This window comes from Pseudomonas bubulae (genome assembly GCF_037023725.1).
Taxonomy (GTDB): domain Bacteria; phylum Pseudomonadota; class Gammaproteobacteria; order Pseudomonadales; family Pseudomonadaceae; genus Aquipseudomonas; species Aquipseudomonas bubulae.
In genome coordinates this window covers 1,415,104-1,435,933 of record NZ_CP146077.1, presented here as the reverse complement: position 1 = coordinate 1,435,933, position 20,830 = coordinate 1,415,104, and the positions used below count along the sequence as shown (strand labels likewise).

General features: G+C 51.4%; 16 protein-coding genes and 2 pseudogenes. 9 read left to right on the top strand and 9 right to left on the bottom strand.

The genetic code is table 11. From position 1 onward, the window contains the following. Positions 1-10: 10 nt before the first annotated feature. The gene (gene dmeF / locus V6L81_RS06665; RefSeq protein WP_010655516.1) at positions 11-916 is read left to right on the top strand and encodes a CDF family Co(II)/Ni(II) efflux transporter DmeF; all 906 of its coding nucleotides are present in this window, start codon (positions 11-13) and stop codon (positions 914-916) included. 135 nt (positions 917-1,051) lie between these two features. On the opposite strand, the gene V6L81_RS06660 is transcribed toward dmeF, so the two are convergent. Together V6L81_RS06660 and V6L81_RS06655 are read right to left on the bottom strand one after the other, a co-directional pair. Continuing rightward, positions 1,052-1,588, bottom strand: a complete 537-nt coding sequence (locus V6L81_RS06660) for a plastocyanin/azurin family copper-binding protein (RefSeq protein WP_010655515.1) — start codon at positions 1,586-1,588, stop codon at positions 1,052-1,054. 166 nt (positions 1,589-1,754) lie between these two features. After that, a complete protein-coding gene (locus V6L81_RS06655; protein ID WP_010655514.1) occupies positions 1,755-2,108 on the bottom strand; it encodes a co-regulatory protein PtrA N-terminal domain-containing protein in 354 nt (117 codons plus the stop codon). A gap of 206 nt (positions 2,109-2,314) precedes the next feature. Here V6L81_RS06655 and V6L81_RS06650 point away from each other — a divergent pair, with 206 nt between their 5' ends. From V6L81_RS06650 to copD, 4 genes are all read left to right on the top strand, one after another. Further along, the gene (locus V6L81_RS06650; RefSeq protein ID WP_010655513.1) at positions 2,315-3,004 is read left to right on the top strand and encodes a heavy metal response regulator transcription factor; all 690 of its coding nucleotides are present in this window, start codon (positions 2,315-2,317) and stop codon (positions 3,002-3,004) included. Beyond that, complete coding sequence (locus V6L81_RS06645) at positions 3,001-4,389, top strand: heavy metal sensor histidine kinase (protein WP_010655512.1); 1,389 nt, start codon at positions 3,001-3,003, stop codon at positions 4,387-4,389. Before V6L81_RS06650 ends, V6L81_RS06645 begins: the two co-directional genes overlap by 4 nt. Positions 4,390-4,749: 360 nt before the next feature. Then, a complete protein-coding gene (gene copC / locus V6L81_RS06640; RefSeq protein WP_010655511.1) occupies positions 4,750-5,133 on the top strand; it encodes a copper homeostasis periplasmic binding protein CopC in 384 nt (127 codons plus the stop codon). A gap of 3 nt (positions 5,134-5,136) precedes the next feature. Further along, complete coding sequence (copD, locus tag V6L81_RS06635; protein WP_010655510.1) at positions 5,137-6,075, top strand: copper homeostasis membrane protein CopD; 939 nt, start codon at positions 5,137-5,139, stop codon at positions 6,073-6,075. A 78-nt stretch (positions 6,076-6,153) separates the two neighbouring features. On the opposite strand, the gene V6L81_RS06630 is transcribed toward copD, so the two are convergent. Both V6L81_RS06630 and V6L81_RS06625 read right to left on the bottom strand, forming a co-directional pair. Beyond that, a protein-coding gene (locus V6L81_RS06630) for an IS3 family transposase (RefSeq protein WP_085985548.1) occupies positions 6,154-7,241 on the bottom strand; the annotation gives its coding sequence in 2 pieces (ribosomal slippage) (positions 6,154-6,989 and positions 6,989-7,241; 1,089 coding nt in all). Between the two features lie 251 nt (positions 7,242-7,492). Beyond that, complete coding sequence (locus V6L81_RS06625; RefSeq protein WP_010655507.1) at positions 7,493-8,518, bottom strand: IS110 family transposase; 1,026 nt, start codon at positions 8,516-8,518, stop codon at positions 7,493-7,495. Between the two features lie 74 nt (positions 8,519-8,592). Here V6L81_RS06625 and V6L81_RS06620 point away from each other — a divergent pair. Together V6L81_RS06620 and V6L81_RS06615 are read left to right on the top strand one after the other, a co-directional pair. After that, positions 8,593-9,462 (top strand): annotated as a pseudogene (locus V6L81_RS06620) (IS3 family transposase); the annotation flags it as partial. A 353-nt stretch (positions 9,463-9,815) separates the two neighbouring features. Next, a complete protein-coding gene (locus V6L81_RS06615; RefSeq protein WP_010655505.1) occupies positions 9,816-11,141 on the top strand; it encodes an OprD family porin in 1,326 nt (441 codons plus the stop codon). A gap of 1,033 nt (positions 11,142-12,174) precedes the next feature. Here V6L81_RS06615 and V6L81_RS06610 read toward each other — a convergent pair. The 5 genes from V6L81_RS06610 to V6L81_RS06590 form a co-directional block, all read right to left on the bottom strand. After that, on the bottom strand, positions 12,175-12,501 hold the full coding sequence (locus V6L81_RS06610; RefSeq protein ID WP_010655503.1) for a DUF2790 domain-containing protein: 327 nt from the start codon (positions 12,499-12,501) through the stop codon (positions 12,175-12,177). A 74-nt stretch (positions 12,502-12,575) separates the two neighbouring features. Further along, positions 12,576-12,773 carry a co-regulatory protein PtrA N-terminal domain-containing protein gene (locus V6L81_RS06605; protein WP_010655502.1) on the bottom strand — a complete coding sequence of 66 codons (198 nt, stop codon included), beginning with the start codon at positions 12,771-12,773 and terminating at the stop codon, positions 12,576-12,578. 140 nt (positions 12,774-12,913) lie between these two features. Continuing rightward, positions 12,914-16,078 carry a CusA/CzcA family heavy metal efflux RND transporter gene (locus V6L81_RS06600; protein ID WP_019824158.1) on the bottom strand — a complete coding sequence of 1,055 codons (3,165 nt, stop codon included), beginning with the start codon at positions 16,076-16,078 and terminating at the stop codon, positions 12,914-12,916. A gap of 26 nt (positions 16,079-16,104) precedes the next feature. Further along, the gene (locus V6L81_RS06595; RefSeq protein ID WP_010655500.1) at positions 16,105-17,331 is read right to left on the bottom strand and encodes an efflux RND transporter periplasmic adaptor subunit; all 1,227 of its coding nucleotides are present in this window, start codon (positions 17,329-17,331) and stop codon (positions 16,105-16,107) included. Positions 17,332-17,418: 87 nt separating this feature from the next. Beyond that, the gene (locus V6L81_RS06590; RefSeq protein ID WP_131690204.1) at positions 17,419-18,651 is read right to left on the bottom strand and encodes a TolC family protein; all 1,233 of its coding nucleotides are present in this window, start codon (positions 18,649-18,651) and stop codon (positions 17,419-17,421) included. 542 nt (positions 18,652-19,193) lie between these two features. Here V6L81_RS06590 and V6L81_RS06585 point away from each other — a divergent pair. Continuing rightward, complete coding sequence (locus V6L81_RS06585) at positions 19,194-19,868, top strand: heavy metal response regulator transcription factor (protein WP_010655498.1); 675 nt, start codon at positions 19,194-19,196, stop codon at positions 19,866-19,868. After that, positions 19,865-20,830: pseudogene (locus V6L81_RS06580) on the top strand (histidine kinase dimerization/phospho-acceptor domain-containing protein); the annotation flags it as partial. The gene V6L81_RS06585 and the pseudogene V6L81_RS06580, both read left to right, overlap by 4 nt.

Here is a 20,830-nt window from a genome sequence, read left to right as displayed (position 1 = left end):
GGAATCACTCATGAGCAGTATCGACATCAAACACACCCACGACCACGTGTTCCTTGGCTCAGCGCACGACGATAATGCCAAGCGTACGCTTTGGGTTGTGGCACTTACCGTTGTGATGATGGTTGGCGAGATCACCGCCGGTTATATAACTGGCTCAATGGCGTTACTGGCCGATGGCTTTCATATGGCAACCCATGCCGTAGCATTGGGCATCGCGGCCGTCGCTTACGGATATGCAAAACGCCACGCTTCCAGCCAGCGCTACAGTTTCGGTACCGGAAAGGTTGGAGACCTAGGCGGGTTTGCCTCGGCGTTGATTCTCGGCATGGTCTCCCTGGGAATTGGCGTTGAGTCTGTCATGCGCCTCTTCCAGCCAACGGACGTGCAGTTCGGCACCGCTACGCTCATCGCAATTGCCGGTTTGATCGTCAACATTGCCAGCGCCCTGCTGCTGGGCCATGGGCACGATCATGATGATCATGACCATGCCCATCACGGGAGCGACAACAACCTGAAATCGGCCTACGTCCACGTCATCGCGGACGCGCTGACTTCGGTTCTGGCCATTGTGGCACTGCTCGCCGGCCGTTATCTCGGCTGGGTGTGGCTGGACCCGGTCATGGGCATCGTCGGTGCCATCGTTATTGCGCGGTGGGCATGGACCTTGATGGGGGTCACTGCAGGTGTACTGCTGGATCAGACCGATGCGCATGTTGCCGAGGAAATCCGTGAACTGGTTGAGACGCCGGGGGATGCCACCATTACGGACTTGCACGTCTGGCAGATTGGGCCACAAGCCCATGCGGCAATCGTCAGCGTCCTTGGTGAGGCCACTGCGAATGCCGACAGCATTCGTGAACGTCTCAAGTCGGTTCACGAGGTCAGCCATCTGACGATCGAGTTTCGACCAGTCTAATTCAGCGCCTCCTCACTATGGCCTCCAATGGTGCCCGCAACTCTTCCAGGGTAACGTGATCTGCGCGGATCGAACGCCGGTTGATTATCACGCGCCAACGCTTTCGTCGACGCGTGGTTTGCAGCCTACTACGACCTACTTCAGGACAATCTGACCGACCATCCCTGATTGATAATGCCCCGGCACGTTGCAAGCAAATTGAAGCCCAGTGGTGGTGTTGAAGGTCCAGATCAGCTCCTTGGTTGCGCCTGGCTCGATCAGCACGCTGTTCGGGTCGTTGTGTTCCATTTCGACCATCTTCATCCCTCCCATGCTATGGCCCATGTCGCTCATCATTTTCCCGGCCCCGGTGGGGCTTAGCGCCCCGTTCTGGAACATGTTCGCCATTTCTTTTTGGTGTGCCGCATGAGCAGCGGCTTTGCCGATGTTGAACTCGTGCAGCAGCGAACCCTCATTGCGAAGGACGAATCGGACCGTTTCACCCGGTTTGACGTCGATGCTTTTAGGTTTGAAGAAAACATCACCCATCTCCACTTCCACCGTACGGGTAACCTTAGAAGAGACACCGGGCTGGCCGATGTCCTCTTTACCATGACCAACACTGGCGATCGCCGTAGCACCGAAGATTAGGGTGATTGCCGCAATAACAGGGGTAATGAGCTTAGCTTTCATGGTGACCTCGAGAGTAAGAGGGAATCACTGGCTATGCTAAAGGGAATGAGCTGCTAGTTAACTGACCTGAACACTACATTTCTGTCAGTTTTCAAAAGAAAACACGGCGCCCAGGTAACGCCGTGTTCAGCGGAGCGGTTAACAAACCCCAATGAGACTAGGTTGGTCACTGATGGTTTTCAGAAAGCATCAATTTGTGCTCACGCTGCATTTGGCTCAAAACGTCATCAACTATTTTGTCGTGCTTTTCCATCCAAGCGAGGTGCTGCTGAGGTGACATCGATGCGTCTGGGTGATCTTGATGGAGCTGACTCATGATCTCCCCAAGCATATTCATATGCTCGGCCATGTGGACATGACGCTGCCCTTCAGGAGCTCTTTCAGCTTGTATAAGCACAGATTCAGCCTTGTTGCGCAGGTTTTCCATACGCTCTACAACCCGGTCTCCGCCACTTTCAGCCCATAGAGAAGACGAGACGAGTAGCGAGCTCACAAGAATAAGAACTTTTAAGCGATTCATGGTGCCGCTCCTTTTGGAATTGTTTTCCGGCTCCAAATACGGTTCATGCTGAAGAGTCGGCTGAGCATTAGGGAAATGCTCATTTTTGACCATAGACAGCGGTCGCTGACATATACCTGAAGCCAATATTACTTTTCTGTCAGTTGCTGCTTGGCTTGTGTTTTTCGTTGCAGACTCCGTTTCATAATTACTTGAGAGCCACTCCTATGAGACTTCTTGTTGCTGAAGACGAACCAAAAATAGGCATCTATTTGCAGCAAGGACTCACCGAGGCGGGGTTCAATGTTGATCGGTTTACCGATGGCAAAGAGGCACTTCAGCACGCCTTGAGCGAAGCCTATGACCTGCTGATTCTCGACGTCATGATGCCTGGGCTGGATGGCTGGGAAGTCCTCCAGAAGGTACGTGCATCCGGGAAGGATGTTCCCGTGCTCTTCCTCACGGCGCGAGACCGCGTCGAAGATCGAGTGAAGGGCCTTGAACTCGGGGCAGATGATTACCTGATCAAACCGTTCGCCTTTTCTGAGCTTTTGGCTCGCGTTAGAACGCTGCTGCGTAGGGGTAGCAGCGCTCCCTCGCAAACCTATATGAAATTGGCCGATCTGGAAGTGGACCTGCTTAAGCGTCGGGCCATCCGTGGAGGTAAACGTATAGATCTGACAGCTAAAGAGTTTGCTTTGCTTGAGCTGTTGCTGCGTCGTCGAGGAGAGGTGTTGCCAAAATCGCTTATCGCTTCCCAAGTTTGGGACATGAATTTTGATAGCGATACCAACGTTATCGAGGTGGCGATCAGGCGACTGAGAGCCAAAATCGATGATGATTTTGAGGTCAAGCTGATTCATACCTCGCGAGGTATGGGTTACATGCTCGACTCTCCTGATTCGGAGTCGAAATGAAGCGAATGTCTCTGACGAGCCGTATGAGTCTGATGTTCATGCTGGCTGTAACGGCGGTGCTCACTATTGCCGGCCTCAGCTTCAATAACCTTAGCCAGCATCACTTCAAGATGCTGGATCAACAGGCACTAAGCGAAAAGCTCCATTCTACTCAGAGAATTTTGACTGGATTGAATAGCATCGATCAATTCAGTGATGTTAAGCCTGAGCTGGAGGCGCTGCTTGGTGCTCACCGTGATTTGACTGCCATAATAATCGATGGTGACGGGAAGTTACTGTTTGCTGATCCCGGCTCGATCGATGTTCCAGAGGAATTTCGTACGATCCCGAACAGCAACGTCTGGGAGTGGCGGGAGCAGGAGAAAATGTTCCGTGGAGTGACTGCACAAGTGATCGTGACGGGGCAAGACAGGCCATTAACCGTTATGTTGATCTTTGATGTGACTCAGCATATGTCTTTCTTCGAGACACTTGAGCGGTGGTTTTGGATAGGGCTGGTGATCAGCGCGCTGATCAGTGCTGCCTTGGGTTGGATGGTCGCGAGCAGCGGTCTGCGGCCTATACGTCAAGTCACTCGGGTCACTGCTTCAATGTCAGCTAAATCCCTTAAGGAGCGCATTCCCTTAGCATCTGTTCCTAAAGAACTTCAGCAGATGGTGCTGTCGTTCAACGCAATGTTATCCAGGCTGGATGATGCATTTGTCCGTTTATCGAATTTTTCCGCGGACATCGCTCACGAGTTACGGACGCCGGTCAGCAATTTGATGACCCACACAGAAGTAGTGCTTTCTAGAAAAAGAAATATTGAGGACTACGAAGACAATTTGTATTCAAATCTTGATGACTTGAAGCGTATGAGTCGGATGATTGATGACATGCTTTTTCTGGCAAAATCAGACAACGGTCTGATTTCACACGAGAAGAAACCGATAGACCTAGTAGAGATAGTGGAGAAATTACAGGAGTACTACTCTCTACTAGCTGATGAGCGAGGGATTGGCCTCACGGTTTCAGGGCGGGGTAGCGTCCGAGGCGATGTTCTAATGCTGCACCGAGCCATCTCTAATCTGCTATCAAATGCGCTCAGGTATACCTCTGAAGGGAAGTGCATCAATGTCGATATCCAACAAAAAGGAACGTCGGTATTGGTCGTAGTGGAAAATCCTGGAGAGTCCATTGCGCCTGAGCATCTTGAAAAGCTTTTCGATCGATTTTATCGAGTGGACCCTGCGCGTAGAGAAGGGAGCCCAAGCAACGCCGGGCTAGGTTTATCGATCACCCGATCGATAATCGAGGCGCATGACGGCAAGATATGGTGTACGTCATCTGGTGGGAAAACGGCATTCAATATAGAGCTTCCTAGTGCAGACGAAAAAAAGGCCTGAGACAAGCTGCACATATTAAACCACGCAGTATGGGATTAGCTTAAAGGCCCCTTTTTGAATGAGTTAGAGCTCGTGATACGCCGCGAAGAGGGGCCGTATTTAGGCCCCTTATCCGCGCCATCCAATAGCCAAAAAACCGCCCCAAGCTGACTGAAATGTAATCGAACAGTTTACATTCATGTGGCATCGTGTACTTGCGCTGTGACGTGGAGATTCTTGTGAGCTCCTCCTGTTCGTTCCGCCATAGGACACTGAACCTGCTAGGTATTCGCCAGTGGTTTTAACAAGCGTCGAAAAGTAAAAAACTAGATATTCCCAAACAAACCTCGAATCAACAGCTCTTGCTGTGAGGAGTCTTGCATGTCATTCCTTAAAACTACGACCGTAGCTGTTGCACTTACTGCGGGCTTGCTTCTGAGTGCAGTAGCTCAAGCACATCCAAAGCTCCTTTCTTCTACTCCGGTAGAAGGCTCGGATGCGGCGGCCCCTTCGAAAATTGAGCTGCACTTTTCTGAAAATCTAACTACTCAGTTTTCAGGTGCAAAACTGATCATGACCGATATGCCTGGGATGCCGAACTCCCCGATGGGTGTTAAGGCCAGCGTCGCTGGTGGCAGTGATCCGAAAACGATGGTGATTACACCGGCAGCACCTTTGAGCACAGGCACCTACAAAGTCGAATGGCGTGCTGTCTCCTCGGACACTCATCCGATCACCGGTAACTTCTCATTCAAAGTGAAATGATTCATGAGCGACTCAATAAATATTGTGGTTCGCTTTGCTCTTTATTTAGACCTGATGCTGTTATTCGGATTGGCAATTTTCGGCTTGTACAGCCTTAGGGGAATAGAAAGAGTATCGGGCACGGTCTTGAATTTTGAGTCGCTTCTTTACGGTACTTCTGTTGTAGGTGTAGCTCTATCCCTTGCAGCAATGTTGTTGCTTGCGAAAGCAATGAGCGGTGTATCGGGGTTCATGGAACTACATCACCATATTTTCCAAATGGTCCTCATGGGGACTGACGTCGGACTGACCTGGATGGTCCGCATAGCTGCCTTGGTTATGGCAATTATTGGCGTAGCGCTGAATAAAAGATTTCCGACACTCAGTCTCTGGATGGTGACTGTATGCGGAGCGATTGCGTTGGCGACGTTAGCATGGACAGGGCACGGTGCCATGGATGAGGGCAGTCGACGCTACTGGCATTTTATCAGTGATATTTTCCATCTTTTGGCCGCCGGTGGATGGTTAGGTGCTCTAGCGGCATTTGCCCTACTACTGCGTTTAAAATCGCTCAAAAGCGAGCAGGAAGCACAAATTCTTGCTCGGGTATTGACTGGCTTTGAGTCGGCCGGCGGAGTGATTGTGGCAATCATAAGCATCACTGGAATAGTCAATTACCTATTTATCGTTGGACCAAACCTCGATGAAGTGATGCTCAGTACTTATGGCCAACTTCTATTTTTGAAAACCTTGCTCTTTGCCGGAATGATCGTGTTAGCCGCGCTCAACCGCTTCCACTTAAGCCCGGTACTAGAAAAGTCAGTTCGCAACGGAGAATATTCTGTTGCAGTTAATGCATTGCGCCGCAGCATGACGCTGGAATTTACAATGGCGATCGTCATAATTTGCCTCGTCGCGTGGCTAGGCACCTTAAGTCCGGTAATGGAAATGAGCGCGGAATAGGGGTTAGTGGCAGCCAACAAAGAAGACCCAAGGGTGAATGGTAATCCCCCCATTTTTAATACTCGTCAAAAATAGAGGTCAGGCCACCAGGGCCAATTTCTGTTTAGGGGTTATGCCGCCGAGGGCCATATTCGGGCGCTCGTGATTGTATGTCCAGATCCAGCTTGTGCCGTAATTCTGAACTTCCGCTATCGATCCAAACAAGTAATGCCCCAGCCAGTCGTAACGTACTGTGCTGTTATAGCGCTCGACGTAAGCGTTTTGCTGCGGGTTGCCCGGCTGAATATAGTCCAAACGAATGCCCCGTTTTTCAGCCCAACCCGTGAGTTTGGCACTGATGAATTCCGGGCCGTTGTCACTGCGGATGACTTGTGGCTTCCCGCGCCACTCAATGACCTGATCCAGCGCTCGCACCACACGTTCAGCCGGAAGCGAAAAATCAATTTCCATACTCAGGGCTTCGCGGTTGAAGTCGTCGATCAGATTGAAAACTCGAAAGCTGCGTCCGTCCGCCAATTGGTCGTGCATGAAATCCATCGACCAGCAGTGGTTGCTGACTTCAGGAACAGCCAGCGGCTCGGGCTTCTCGCGCACAATACGTTTGCGCGGCTTGATACGCAGATTCAGTTCCAGCTCGCGGTAAATCCGGTACACCCGCTTGTGGTTCCAGCGATAGCCTTTGACGTTGCGCAGGTACAGAAAGCATAAGCCGAAGCCCCAGTTTCGCTGGTTGTGTGTCAGGCGGATTAAATGATCGGCAATCTCGGCGTTTTCATACGCCAAACGCGGCTGATAGCGATAGCACGTGGTGCTGACCCTGAAGGCCAAGCACGCCAGCTTGATACTGCACCGACCTGAGCGAACCACCTCCTGCGCCATCTCTCGTCGCCGAGATGGCATCACCACTTTTTTGCCATGGCTTCCTGGATGATTTCGGCTTTGAGGCGCTCTTCGGCATACATTTTTTTAAGCCGCCGGTTTTCTTCCTCCAGCTCACGTAAACGAGCCATTAGCGAGGCGTCCATGCCACCGAATTTGGTACGCCACTTATAGAACGTGGCCGAACTGATGCCGTGCTCACGGCATAGCTCTGGGGCTGGGGTTCCAGCCTCTGCTTGCTTGAGAATGGCCATGATTTGACTGTCTGAAAAACGCGATGTCTTCACGCAAAATTTCCTTGATCCGGTCAGGAGAAAATTCTACTTCTGATGCGTACTTTTTTCAGGGGGGATTACCGGATGATTCACCCGCGCCATGATGAGAGTCGCGCCTGACGATCCTGAAAAGGCTAACGGCTTCTTGCTGAGCCAATTTTTAAAACAGGTTCTTCGTCAGGCCGGTAGGCCGTTTACGTCATCCATTATTCAGCTATCGCAAAACCTGAAAGGTGAATCGTGGTACAGCAACAACTGCAGAATCAGGCGTTCAAGGCGTCTGGCCCTGCTTCGTATTGCGTATGGTGCGCGGCCATCGCCCAAGCGATACGCGCCAGCTTGTTAGCCAAGGCACAGGCTACGACATTAGAGTGGCGTCGGCTCAGCAATGAGCGAACCCAGTCGGCCAAGGCTCCTTTCTGGTGATCGAGTCTCTGCATGTAGAGCCTGGAACATTGCACCAACAACTGTCGAAGGTGCTTGTCGCCGCGTTTACTGATCCCCAGTAAGTTGGCCTTGCCGCCGGTGCTGTATTGCTTGGGTACCAAGCCCACTGATGCGGCAAAGTCCCGGCTGCATCGGTACTGCTTGCCATCGCCCATCTCCACAGCCAGCAGGCTGGCGGTGATCGGGCCGACACATGGAATGCTCAGCAAACGACTTCCCAGATCATCGTCGGCCAGTTGGCATGCCAACTCTTTATCCATTGCCTTGATTTGCTCATCCAGATAGACGAAGTGATTGTGCAAACGCTGCAGCAGCACCGTCAGACGAACGGGAAGTTCATGCTCAGCCAAAACAACCGCCAGACGCTTCATGATGGCCAAACCTCTGGGTAAGCTGACGCCAAACTCCAATAGAAAACCGTGCATTTGATTAGCGGTTCTGGTGCGATCACGCACCAACGATTCGCGCATCCAATGGAGTACAGACAGGGTTTGCTGGGATTCAGTCTTGGGCGTAACGAAACGCATCGAAGGACGAGAAGCGGCTTCGCAAATCGCCTCAGCGTCGACAAAGTCGTTTTTGTTCCCCTTGACGAAGGGCTTAACGAACTGCGGGGAAATCAGCTTGGCCGCGTGTCCCATTGCCGCCAACTGACGAGCAACATAGTGTGACCCCGCACAGGCCTCCATTGCCACGACACAGCTCGGCAAGCGGGCGAAAAACTGCATCATTTGCGCCCGTGAACATTTTTTGTGAAACACCTCCCGGCCTGACTTATCCTGGCCGTGCAGATGGAACGTATGTTTACCGAGATCAATACCTATCAGCGCTGACTCGCTCATGATGATGCCCTCCGAAAATAAATCACCCTGCTAAAGCCTAGCCCTCGCAAGGTGTGGGGGTGACCATCTCATTAGGCTACCGCGCTCTTGATGTCGGAAGATCTCGAGCGTTCGCGCTGATTGACCAGTTGAGCATCCACGAGCCGATTGATTGGCTGTGCAAGGTGTTTGAAGTGACCCGCTCGTGCTACTACGCTCGGCGTCTCAGGCGCCGCACACCGGATGTAGAACGCCTTCGATTGCGCAGTCGGGTGAACGAGTTGTTCACCCAAGGCCGCAGTGCTCCCGGTAGCCGTAGCATCATGGCCATGATGCAGGACGACGGCGAGCAGATCGGGCGATTCAAAGTGCGCAGCCTGATGCGCGAGCTAGAGTTGGTCAGCAAACAACCGGGATCGCATGCTTACAAAAAGGCGACGGTCGAGCGGCCCGACATTCCTAATATTTTGAACCGGGAGTTTGATGTGCCCACTCCTGACCACGTCTGGTGTGGCGATATCACTTACATCTGGGCTCAAGGGAAATGGCAGTATCTGGCGGTTGTGCTGGATTTTTTTGCCCGCCGTGTTGTGGGCTGGGCGTTGTCGGGAAAGCCGGATGCCGACTTGGTCATCAAGGCCTTGGACATGGCTTACGAGCAGCGAGGGAAGCCTCAAGGTCTGCTGTTCCACTCCGACCAGGGCTCGCAATATGGAAGCCGGAGTTTTCGTCAGCGCCTTTGGCGATATCGCATGCGTCAGAGTATGAGCCGGCGAGGAAATTGTTGGGATAACGCGCCGATGGAGCGGGTGTTCAGGAGCCTGAAAACCGAGTGGATACCGACCACGGGCTACACGACGGCCCAACAAGCTCAGCGGGATATCAGCCATTTTTTGATGCACCGGTACAACTGGATTCGACCGCACCAATTTAATGGTGGGCTGCCACCGGCTCAGGCCGAGTAAAAACTTAACGTCGTGTCCGGAATTAGTTGACCACTGCACTTATAGCTGGTCGAGCACCGCGCATCCGCACCTCTCACGTGCGAATTAGAGATTTCTGGTCGCTAAGTGAGCACTGTGTAGCAACTAGCATTGTAAAAACTCAGATCCGTAAACGGCTGATCGCACGGTACGCGCGTCAACATTTCAAGAAAGCCGCCGAATATTACAAAATTGTAATTTCTCAATCATGCCCCTGTTATCTACAGATTGCAACGATACAACTCGGCGATGATACAGGAAGCGCGACCAGCTTCCTTAAAACAACAATTCCAGCCGAAGTGCTTTCTAGTTCTGCCGAACCGAAGGAGTGATTAATGATTAACAATACAAAGTTTTCGATAGCCGCTATGGCAATGATTGTCAGCTCTGTGCCGCCAATGGTGATTGCGGAAGAAAAAAATGGCGGTTTTATAGAGGATAGTAGCCTTACCGTCCTTAACCGCAACTACTACTTCAATCGCGAACATCGTAACGGAGAGTCAAGCCCTACAGGCAATGGATATTCCGAAGCATGGGCAAACGCGATTATTACTAAATTCGAGTCTGGATTTACCCTGGGCACAATCGGTGTCGGAGTGGATGCGTTTGCTATGATTGGAATAAAACTCGACACGGGTGGCGGCCGTAATGGCGGCCGTAGTTCATTTGATGTCCTTCCAGTCAATAGCAACGGAGAGGCAAGGGACGAATACACAAAAGTGGGAGGTGCGGCAAAAATTCGCGCCTTTGACACCGTAGTAAAAGTCGGTGACGTATTCCCATCCACCCCAGTTGTGGCTGCTGGCGACTCAAGACTACTACCGGAAAGTTTCACTGGCGTCACAGCAACCAATACTAGCATTGAAGGCTTGACCGTTCAGGGCGGTCGCCTACATGCCATGAGCCAGCCAGTTTCGAGCAACATGCGCGACAACTTTGCGACCTTCTATGCTGGGCCTGTTAACTCGCCTTGGGTAGGCTACTTTGGTGGTGATTATAACTTAAACAAAAACGTCACCCTTAGTCTTTACTCCAGTCGCCTCAAGGACGCATGGAATCAATACTATGCTGGCACCGGGCTAAACTACTCATTATCAAATGAGCTTTCCGTATTCGGAGGCCTTAACTATTATAAGGCCGTCGACGAAGGAAAAAAATTACTTGGCGATTTCGACAATAACATATGGAGCGGTAAAGTAGGCGTGAAGTATGGTGCACACACACTTGCACTATCCCATCAGAGAAATAATGGCAATAACGATTTCGATTACCTGCGTCAGTCGGACTCGATCTTTCTTGATAACTCAATTCAGTACAGTGATTTCAACTCACCTAAAGAACGCTCTTGGATGGTTCGCTACGACCTCGACATGACATCGTATGGCGTGCCTGGCTTGTCGTTTATGACGCGTTACGGTCGTGGCACTGATGCTGATTACTCTAACGCCAATACGACGTACATGAGACGCGATGCGGATGGAAACCCACTTACCGACCAGAAACGTTGGGAGCGTGACATCGAAGTAAAATATGTCGTTCAGACAGGCACCTTGAAAGATATGTCTTTGCGCCTACGGCAAGCTAATACTCGTGCAACCACATTTGAGTCGGATCTGGATGAGGTTCGTGTGATTATTGAGTATCCATTAGCTATTCTTTAAGATCTGCGCAGGATGAATCATCCTAGACGAACATTACTTTTTTGCTGAAAAATTTCAAAAATGTAATTTTTCAATCATCTTCCTGTTAGCTTAAGTCACTTATAGTAAACTGGAGTTTATAGCAATCTGCTAGCGCATCTGGCCAGATTGCTACAGGTAAGTAATACCCTGCAAAAACCTGAAACTCACTGCTGTCAAGTTGAAGCTCCGCATCCACTTTTAGATCACTCATCTAAATACGATGTATTTTAAGACGCCCTTCGGGGCGTCTTTTTTATGCGTGCGCCAGGCATGGCGCGTTGCGCGTGAGCGCAATCAGCTTGGCTGTGGTGGCCACGCTGGTGACTTGGAGGTGCAAGTCCTCTACACACCCAGCAAGGGGAAGTGTTAGCCGAAGGCAAGGGTGTCGCGGGCGACTGCGAATCTGAAGGAAGCCTTAGGCAAAATGCTGGCCTGACGAACAGGAAGCGGATTAGGCGGCGTAGCGGGGTAAGACGGCGCAAATCGTCAAAGCCCAATACTTGCACGGAACGCTACGACGTAGATCCGACAGGCATAAGCAGGAAGGTCGCGCGAATTACCCTGGGAGATCTGTTTAGCCTGCCACGTGCTACCGGCATCGCGAGATGACGGGATGGGCGACAGAAGTCAGCCGAGGCCGTAGTAGTTGCTCGAAACCGGAGCAATGAAGGGCTGAACCTGCCATGAGTGGACAGTCGGGTGTGATCTCTGTTGGAGCGTAAAGCAGAAACTCCGCGTAGCGGGGGTCGAGACCATCAGGAGGTAGGAGCCGGAAGCTCCGAGGGCCGGTCTGGGCGCTTAGATACCACAGGCGACACATCAACGGAACCAAGCTCGCTGACGTTGTTTGTCAGTAGGCAGGAACCGCCGTATACGGAACCGTACGTACGGTGGTGTGAGAGGACGGCGGGGGTAACCCCGCCTCCTACTCGATCTGCCGTAAACACCCCCCACATTTTATGTCTTATGACGCACGTCAAAAATATGAGCCCCTATGCCAAGAGCGTAGAGGCTAACCACCTTTACGGCATGTTCCGGCCACTGTGTATCTGACTGTATTCAGTACTCCTTCAGAGTCTTCGTATGTCATAGCTGCGGGCATCACCCCGCACCCTTTCGCTGGTCGCACCATGCTAACTACATTCACAACATCTAATTTCATTCCGTATTTATATTGCTTAGCTACGGGAATATTTTTTCCATGCCTAATCGCATACTGCTCCATAGCTACGGAGTTGGCACTCATTCTTTTTTCAAAAACCTTGTCACTATCTTTAGCAAATACGCTTGAAGAGATCGCAGCGACCACAATAAAAATCACAGAATTAATAGTCTTCACTTTTTGCACCTCACATGTCAATAAAAACCCCGCAACCGGAATCGGGGCGGGGCTTATGTGTAGCACCACTACATTTACTTACTAATCTGGCCCTTATCACCGCCTGACATTTTCGGAGGAGTTTTTTTCAGCTCTTTGGCTAAAAACTTCTCCATAGCCTGCTCGGTAGCTTGAGTAGCTCTAGAAAAAGTCCGGTCTCCACCACCCTCAGCCAATGCAGTGGAAGAAAGAATCAATGCTCCTACAAGAGCGTAAATTTGTGCGATTTTCATTTCGACACCTCATATTAAATACTGGCATTAGAGTATCAATACGAAGCTATCAATACGGTGGCACTAAGATTACATATCCGTCATCATTGATATAAGTAGCCCGCTAATGAGGATCAGCAGCGGGCTTTAAAAACAAACTGCTATACTATTTCTTGTTTTTCGCTGCCTGCCTCTTCATCTTTACGGTGTGCCCAGTGATATAACGCAGGAAGTATAAGTAGGGTCAACGCAGTTGAGGACAGTATTCCCCCGATTACAACGGTAGCTAGGGGCCGCTGGACTTCCGCGCCTGTTCCAGTAGCTAGAGCCATGGGGATAAAGCCAAGGGATGCCACCAAAGCTGTCATTAATACTGGGCGCAACCGCGTTAGCGCTCCTTCATTGATCGCAGAATTCAACGAATGTCCCTCTTCTCGAAGGTTGCGGATAAAAGCAATCATCACCAGACCGTTCAGCACTGCCACACCCGACAATGCAATGAAACCAACACCCGCCGAGATCGACAGTGGGATATCACGTAGCCACAACGCCATAACACCACCCGTCAATGCGAATGGAATCCCGGTGAATACCAGCATGCCGTCTTTGAGATTGTTAAACATCATGAACAGCAGGGTGAATACCAAGAGCAGAGCCACAGGGACAACTATCTGCAAGCGTTTGGCAGCTGATTGAAGTTGTTCAAACTGCCCACCCCAGGTAGCCCAATAACCGGCCGGAATCTCTACCTGCTGATCAATGGCGATGCTAGCCTCCTTAACGAATGAGCCGATATCCCGTCCACGTACATTGGCGCTGACAATGACCAGACGCTTACCGTTCTCACGACTGATCTGATTCGGGCCAAGTACAAGATCGAGGGTCGCCACTTCTGAAAGGGCAATAAAACCGATCTGATCGGCATTGCCATTGAGCAGCGCCGGGACTGGAATCAGCAGTGTGGACAACCCCTCAACGTCCTTACGCATGGCGTCGGATAAACGCACCACTATGTCGAAGCGGCGATCTCCCTCATACATCGTCCCGGCCTGGCGGCCACCGACAGCCACCGCAATGGTGTCTTGAACGTCTCCAACGTTCAGACCGTAACGTGCGGCTTTGTCGCGGTCTATGTTTATGGTCAGTACAGGTAGCCCCGTTGTCTGTTCGACTTTGACCTCGGAGGCGCCATCGACCCCCTGCATTGACGCGGCAATTTTCGCAGCGGTACTGTTAAGCACTGCCATGTCATCACCGAAGACCTTGACCGCCACATCACTTCGCACGCCTGAAATCAACTCGTTGAAACGTAGTTGGATAGGCTGGGAAAGCTCATAGTTGCTACCGGGCATAGCAGCCGCTGCTTTCTGGATCTCTTCTGTCAACGTCTCCCGGGATTTACTTGGATCAGGCCATTGATCCTTCGGTTTGAGCATCACATAACTATCAGAGATGTTCGGCGGCATTGGATCGGAAGCAATCTCTGCAGTACCGGTTCGAGCAAACATCCGTTCGACTTCAGGCACTTTTTCCAGCACAAGCTTTTCTAGGCGCTGCTGCATTTCCACCGATTGCGTCAGACTTGTACCGGGTACTCGTAATGCTTGCAGTGCAAAATCGCCTTCGCTGAGACTAGGTACAAACTCACTGCCCATTCGACTGGCGACCACGCCACTCGCAGCGATGACACCTAATGCCATGGCAAATGCCAGCGATCGATGACTCATGACCCAATCCAGCGCGGGGGCATAAGCCCGTCGCGCTCCTCGCATTACCACGTTCTCTTCTTCCTTGACTTTGCCCGTCACGAACATGGCAATTGCCGCAGGAACAAAGGTTACGGACAGCAGCATCGCGCCTAGCAAGGCGATCACGACGGTGAACGCCATGGGGTGGAACATTTTCCCTTCGACACCGGTCAGGGCAAAAATAGGTAGATAAACGACCATGATGATCAACTGCCCGAAAATCAGTGGTCGACGGGCTTCCTTGGCTGCTGCAAACACTTCGTGAAAGCGCTCGGAGCGAGTTAGGAGGCGCCCGTGATGGTGCTGCGCATTGGCGAGGCGCCGTATAGCATTTTCGACAATAACCACTGCACCGTCGACGATAATACCGAAGTCCAGAGCCCCCAGGCTCATCAGGTTGGCGCTGACTTTGTTGGTGAACATGCCTGTGAAGGTAAAGAGCATGGCTAAAGGAATGACCATGGCAGTGATCAGTGCTGCGCGAATATTGCCTAGGAATAGGAACAAAATCGCGATTACTAGGATTGCACCTTCAATCAGATTCTTCTTGACCGTGGCAATAGCCTTGTCTACCAAGTTAGTACGGTCGTAAACAGTGATCGCAACCACCCCTTTGGGCAGTGAACGGTTGATTTGCTCTAGCTTGACTGCAACGGCCTGAGAGACGGTACGGCTGTTCTCGCCTATCAGCATGAACACCGTGCCGAGTACGACTTCACGACCGTTTTCGGTCGCCGCACCGGTACGCATTTCACGCCCAATATCCACGGTCGCCACATTTTTAATACGTATAGGAGTGCCATCGACGTTGGCGATCACGATATTGGCGATGTCGTCGGTGGTCGCCACTTGGCCAGGGGCACGAATCAGTAGTTGTTCGCCACTGCGCTCAATGTAGCCGGCTCCTACGTTAGCGTTGTTGCTTTCCAGCGCGGTCACAATGTCTGTCAGGGTCAGCTTGTAAGCGGCCAAGCGTTTTGGATCCGGAGCAATCTGGTATTCCTTGGCGAATCCGCCAATGGTGTTAATTTCGGCGACCCCAGGAACGTTGCGCAGCTGAGGTTTAATAATCCAATCTTGGATTACCCTCAGGTCGGTCGGCGTATAGGGGCTACCATCCTCTTTTACGGCGTCTTCTCGGGCCTCGACAGTCCACAGAAAAATCTCACCCAAACCGGTAGAAATCGGCCCCATGACAGCTTCCACGCCTTCGGGCAATTGTTCCTTTGCCATCTGCAATCGTTCATTGACCAATTGCCGGGCGAAGAATAGGTCGGTGCCTTCCTTGAAAATCACCGTAACTTGTGAAAGACCCGAGCGTGAGAGTGAACGCGTCTGCTCAAGTGCCGGCAGACCTGCCATGGCGGTTTCAATAGGGAAAGTGATGCGCTGCTCAGTCTCCAGTGGCGAGAAACCTGCGGCACCAGTATTGATTTGCACCTGGACGTTGGTGATGTCGGGCACGGCGTCGATCGGCAGCTTCTGGTAGCTAGCAATGCCGAGTCCGGCCATGAGGAGAACCGCGAGCAGGACGATTATGCGTTGCTCGATGGCAAATTGGATTAGGCGTTCGAACATGAGAACCTTCTCGTGGAAGTGGCGGATCAGTGGGCGTGTTCAGCCGAGGCTTTACCCAGTTCTGATTTCAGAATGAAGCTGCCGGCAGCAGCGACTTGAGCTCCGGGCTCCAGGCCCTCTGTGATCTCAGCCAGACCTGCTGCACGACTACCTATTACTACTGCTTGCGCCTTAAACCCGTCATCAGTTCGCACGAAAACTGTTGGCCTATCCTCGACCGTCTGGATTGCTGCTTCTGGTACTGCGACTTTCGCCAGCCGGGTATCGGTATCAACCAGTACGGTTACGAACAGCCCGGGACGCCAAGCTCCTTGCGGATTCGCTATGGACACACGGACAGTGGCGGTACGAGTCTGCTCACCCAGTAAACTCCCAACGTAGGCCACGGCACCCGTAACTTCCGCATTCAACTCAGCGGCACTAACCGTGACAGACTTGCCCACCAGGACTTTGCTCAAATCCTTAGGGGAAACGCCAAAAGTCACCCAAACATGCGACAAGTCCGAGAGTGTGAACGCATTGCTGGTTTCACTGACAACCTCACCAAGGCCCAAGTGCTTTTCGACCACAACGCCATCGAACGGTGCACGCAGCTCATACCGGTTGCCACCACTGGTCACCGAGCTGCCACTAAGTACGCTGATTTTTTGTCGGGCATTACTGACAGCGATTTCGGCCTCTTGCAGAGCCTGACGGGCTTGAAGGAAATCCTGTTCGGCAGAGATTTTGTCCTGCCATAACTGGCGTTCACGCTCGTAGGTAGTGCGCGCCAACTCTAGACGACGTTGCGCTGCGGCTTGCTCACTGCGCTGATCAGAAATTTGTTGACTGGCAATCACGGCTAGTAGCTGACCTTTTTTCACTGTTTGGCCAAGATTGACATGTACCGACTCGACGACACCAGGAACCCGGGGTACCACATGCGCAGTACGGTCTTCATCGAAACGGACTTCTCCAGGAAACGGCAATGAGAGGCTGATGCTCTGTTCCTTAGCTTCGATTAACTGAATGCCGGCAGATCTGATCTGATCGTCGCTCAGAGTCAGGTGACCTTCTTCTGCTTCCCCTTCTGCATGCCCGCCATCAACTGACTCCTTGGCCGCACCCTCGTTGCTGTGATCAGCATCGTGGCCCTGTTCTTCTTGCGTCTGTACGCCGGTGGACGCTGTTGACGTGCTACCCATCCAGAGCGAACCAACACATATGCCCACCGTGAGGGTCAGTGCGGTGACAAGGATTTGTTTTTTATCCATGGGACTCCCTACGCAGCTCAGTGGGCAGTCACGGATTACCGTGGCACTGCGATGCTGAGTAGCGGTTAAAAAAGTGTTATATGAAATTCAAGGGGTATGAGTGAGCTTGTCGACATCACCGAAAATTCGCTCGATACGCACCCAGGCGTCTGTCGCCTCAGCAATGGCCTGGATGTACTGACCGCGTGCGCTGATTAAGGTGCGCTGGGCATCTAGCACATCTAGGAAGTTGAATTTCCCCATTTCGAAACCACGGGTAGCGGTATCTACAGCACTTTGCGCGGCAGGTAGGATGGTTTGATTGAACGACGTGATTTCAGTGTTCGCTGTATTCCACTGAGCTAGAGTGGTCTGAATTTCTGTGCGCAGGCGTAACTCGCTGGCATTGCGAAGGTCGCGGGCCTGATCAGTTCGGCGGGCGGCTGCCAACACATTGCCCTGGTTACGATTGAATAATGGGATGGGCATCGACAGCCCTACGACATTCACGCGCTCACGCTCCCGTTCATCGTATTGGCTACCTAAACTTACGGTTAGGTCAGGAATGCGCTGGGCTTTCTCCAAGCCAAGTGAGGCTTCACGCTGGTCAATTTGCAGCTTTGCCAACCGTAACTCCGCAGTCTGACCTATGCGATTAAGGAGCAGCGAAGGTTCCGGTACAGTTGGCATTGGCTGACTTGAATCACTTACAGACGCAAACGCCGGCAAAGGCACACCCATGACTCGAGCGAGTTGTTGATAGGCATTTGCCTCATCTCGCTCTGCCCGTTTCAGCTCTAGGCGTACCTCCGACAACTGGACTTCTGCTCGCGTACCTTCAACAGGCGATGACTTGCCACTACTGATGCGACCTTGAGCTACATGCAAGCCACGCTGTGCGAGCTCAAGTGATTGACGTGATAACAGCAACCTTTGCTGAGCCGTAGATGTGTTGTAAAACGCCTGAATGACATCGGCACGTAGAGCATTACGCTTGCGCTCCAATTCAATCTCGGCTGCATCTTGCGCTCGACTTGCCACTTCGATCCTAGCGCCTCGCTTACCGCCAAGCTCGATCGGCTGATTGATCATCACCGTCGTAGTGCGCGAATTTCGCCGGGTATCCTCAGCCTCCCAAGACAACTCAGGATTGGGAATCAAGCTCGCCTGCTGCCGATCTCCCTGAGTGATACCAATTTCCCACTGTGCTGCCGCTAGGTCAGGATTGTTGGCAAACGCCATTTGAAGAACTTGATCCATTGTCAGCGCCTGTGAAGCCGAACCAGCGGAAAAAGCCGTGCCTGATAGTGCAAGCGTGCAACTTAGGCCTATTACCAACATGGATTTTATGATACGCAAGGGGGTAATGAACTTTCTAAGCCAACGCAATTTTATATTTCCTTTAAAGCGAATTTTCTCAACGTAGTAACTGTAGAGTTCTTCACTTATCAACAAGGTGACTGAAGAATTACAAATATGTTATCCAGCTCTACTACTGTAGATTTTGCTCTAATATAGGAGGTGTTAAAAAAGAAAAAACTTAAGGCAGCAATATGATGAAACAAAAATTCAGCAATTATCTGCCGAAGCGCACTTGTCGAATTGGGGTATTCATATGAGCACACGATGTGCTACATAGCCCCTGGATTATTTCCCGCGACAGATTGTCGCAACCCTAGCTTTGGCGCCTCAAAACCGCAGCTTTGGCTTGACCCTGAAGCAGCTACAGGCTTTAGAATGAGGGCTGTCATCTCGTAAGTTATTCAAACCATATGAGGATTGAAAATCCTATTAAAAGATAGCACCAATCAGAAAACCACACTAATACGGTTATTATTTTTCTGAGCCCCCTTTAACTCTAGTCATTAAGAAGGTGAAATGTCATGCGAATCCTTGTAGTTGAGGACGAGCTCAAAACTGCCGAATACTTACATCAGGGACTGACTGAAAGTGGCTACATTGTTGATCGTGCGATAACTGGCGCGGATGGACTACATCTGGCGCGCCAACATGTTTATGATTTGGTGATACTTGACGTTAATCTTCCCGAACTTGATGGCTGGGGTGTTCTTGAACGTCTACGACAAAGCAGTAATGCCCGGGTCATGATGTTGACGGCCCGAGGGCGCCTAGCGGACAAGATACGCGGACTAGATTTGGGTGCCGATGATTATCTGGTTAAACCGTTTGAATTTCCTGAGTTACTTGCACGGGTACGAACCCTGATGCGTCGCAGTGAGCACATACCTGTCCCGCAGGTACTAAAAGTAGCCGACCTGGAACTAGACCAAGGACGTCATCGTGCTTTTCGCGGTGAGCAGCGCATAGATCTGACAACCAAGGAGTTTGCGCTGCTGCACTTGCTGATGCGCCAAACTGGAGAAGTGCTTTCTCGCACCCAAATCATTTCACTGGTCTGGGATATGAATTTTGATTGCGACACTAACGTTGTCGAGGTTTCAATCCGTAGGCTGAGGGCCAAAATAGATGACCCCTTCGATAACAAGTTGATCCACACCCTTCGCGGTGTTGGTTACGTATTAGAGGCGCGTGTATGAAGCCGGTCAGCCTGTCAATGCGACTAGGCTTGACAGTAAGTATTTTAGGGGCGTTGTTGGTAGTGTTTTTGGCTGTCTTGGCCTTTTTTGCGCTGACGCATGAGCTGGATAAGTTGGCAAAAAACAGCCTGATCAATAAGATGGAGCAGGTTGAACATAGCCTCTCGCTATACGATGACACGGCCGACGTAAATTCAAAACCGCATTCGTTACTGGATCAAGTCATGGGACATGACAATCTGAATCTGACCATCTATGACCTGAAAAACCTCAGGGCGCCCTTACTGAAATTTGGGCCTGGATTGTCGGATCCGCGGACTGAGTTGAAAGCTGCGACTGCTGCCGTTGACAAGGTTTCCTATTCCACCAATTCAGATGGTGAAGGTCGACACTTCCTTACCGCATCCAAGCTCATCCCATTAAAGAATGGTGTAAGTGTTCCCGTATTGCTGTCGATGGATTGTGCGAACGATGAAGCGCTGCTCAGCGCGTACCTTAGGTCGACGGTTATTGCACTACCGCTTTTACTGATACTCATCGGAGCAAGTGCTTGGGCCGTAGTACAACAAGGACTTTCTCCACTGAGAGAGTTCCGGAAGGTCGCCGCCATGATCTCGGCTCAAGATCTCAACCATCGACTTTCTGTTGTTAAAATGCCTCAGGAGCTTAGTGAGTTGGCTCATGGCATCAACTTCATGCTGCACCGGCTCGACAGCGGTATTCAGCAGCTGTCGCAATTTTCAGATGACTTAGCCCATGAATTACGATCCCCGATCACCAATTTGATGGGCAAGGCCCAGGTTACCCTTTCTCGGGAGCGTCCGGCAGAAGAATACAAAGCTGTGCTGGAGTCATGCACCGAGGAGTTGGGCCGTGTCACGCGAATTGTCTCGGATATGCTCTTCTTAGCTCAGGTCAGCCATCCCGCGGCACTTGTCCCGTTCGAAATAATCACCCCTGAA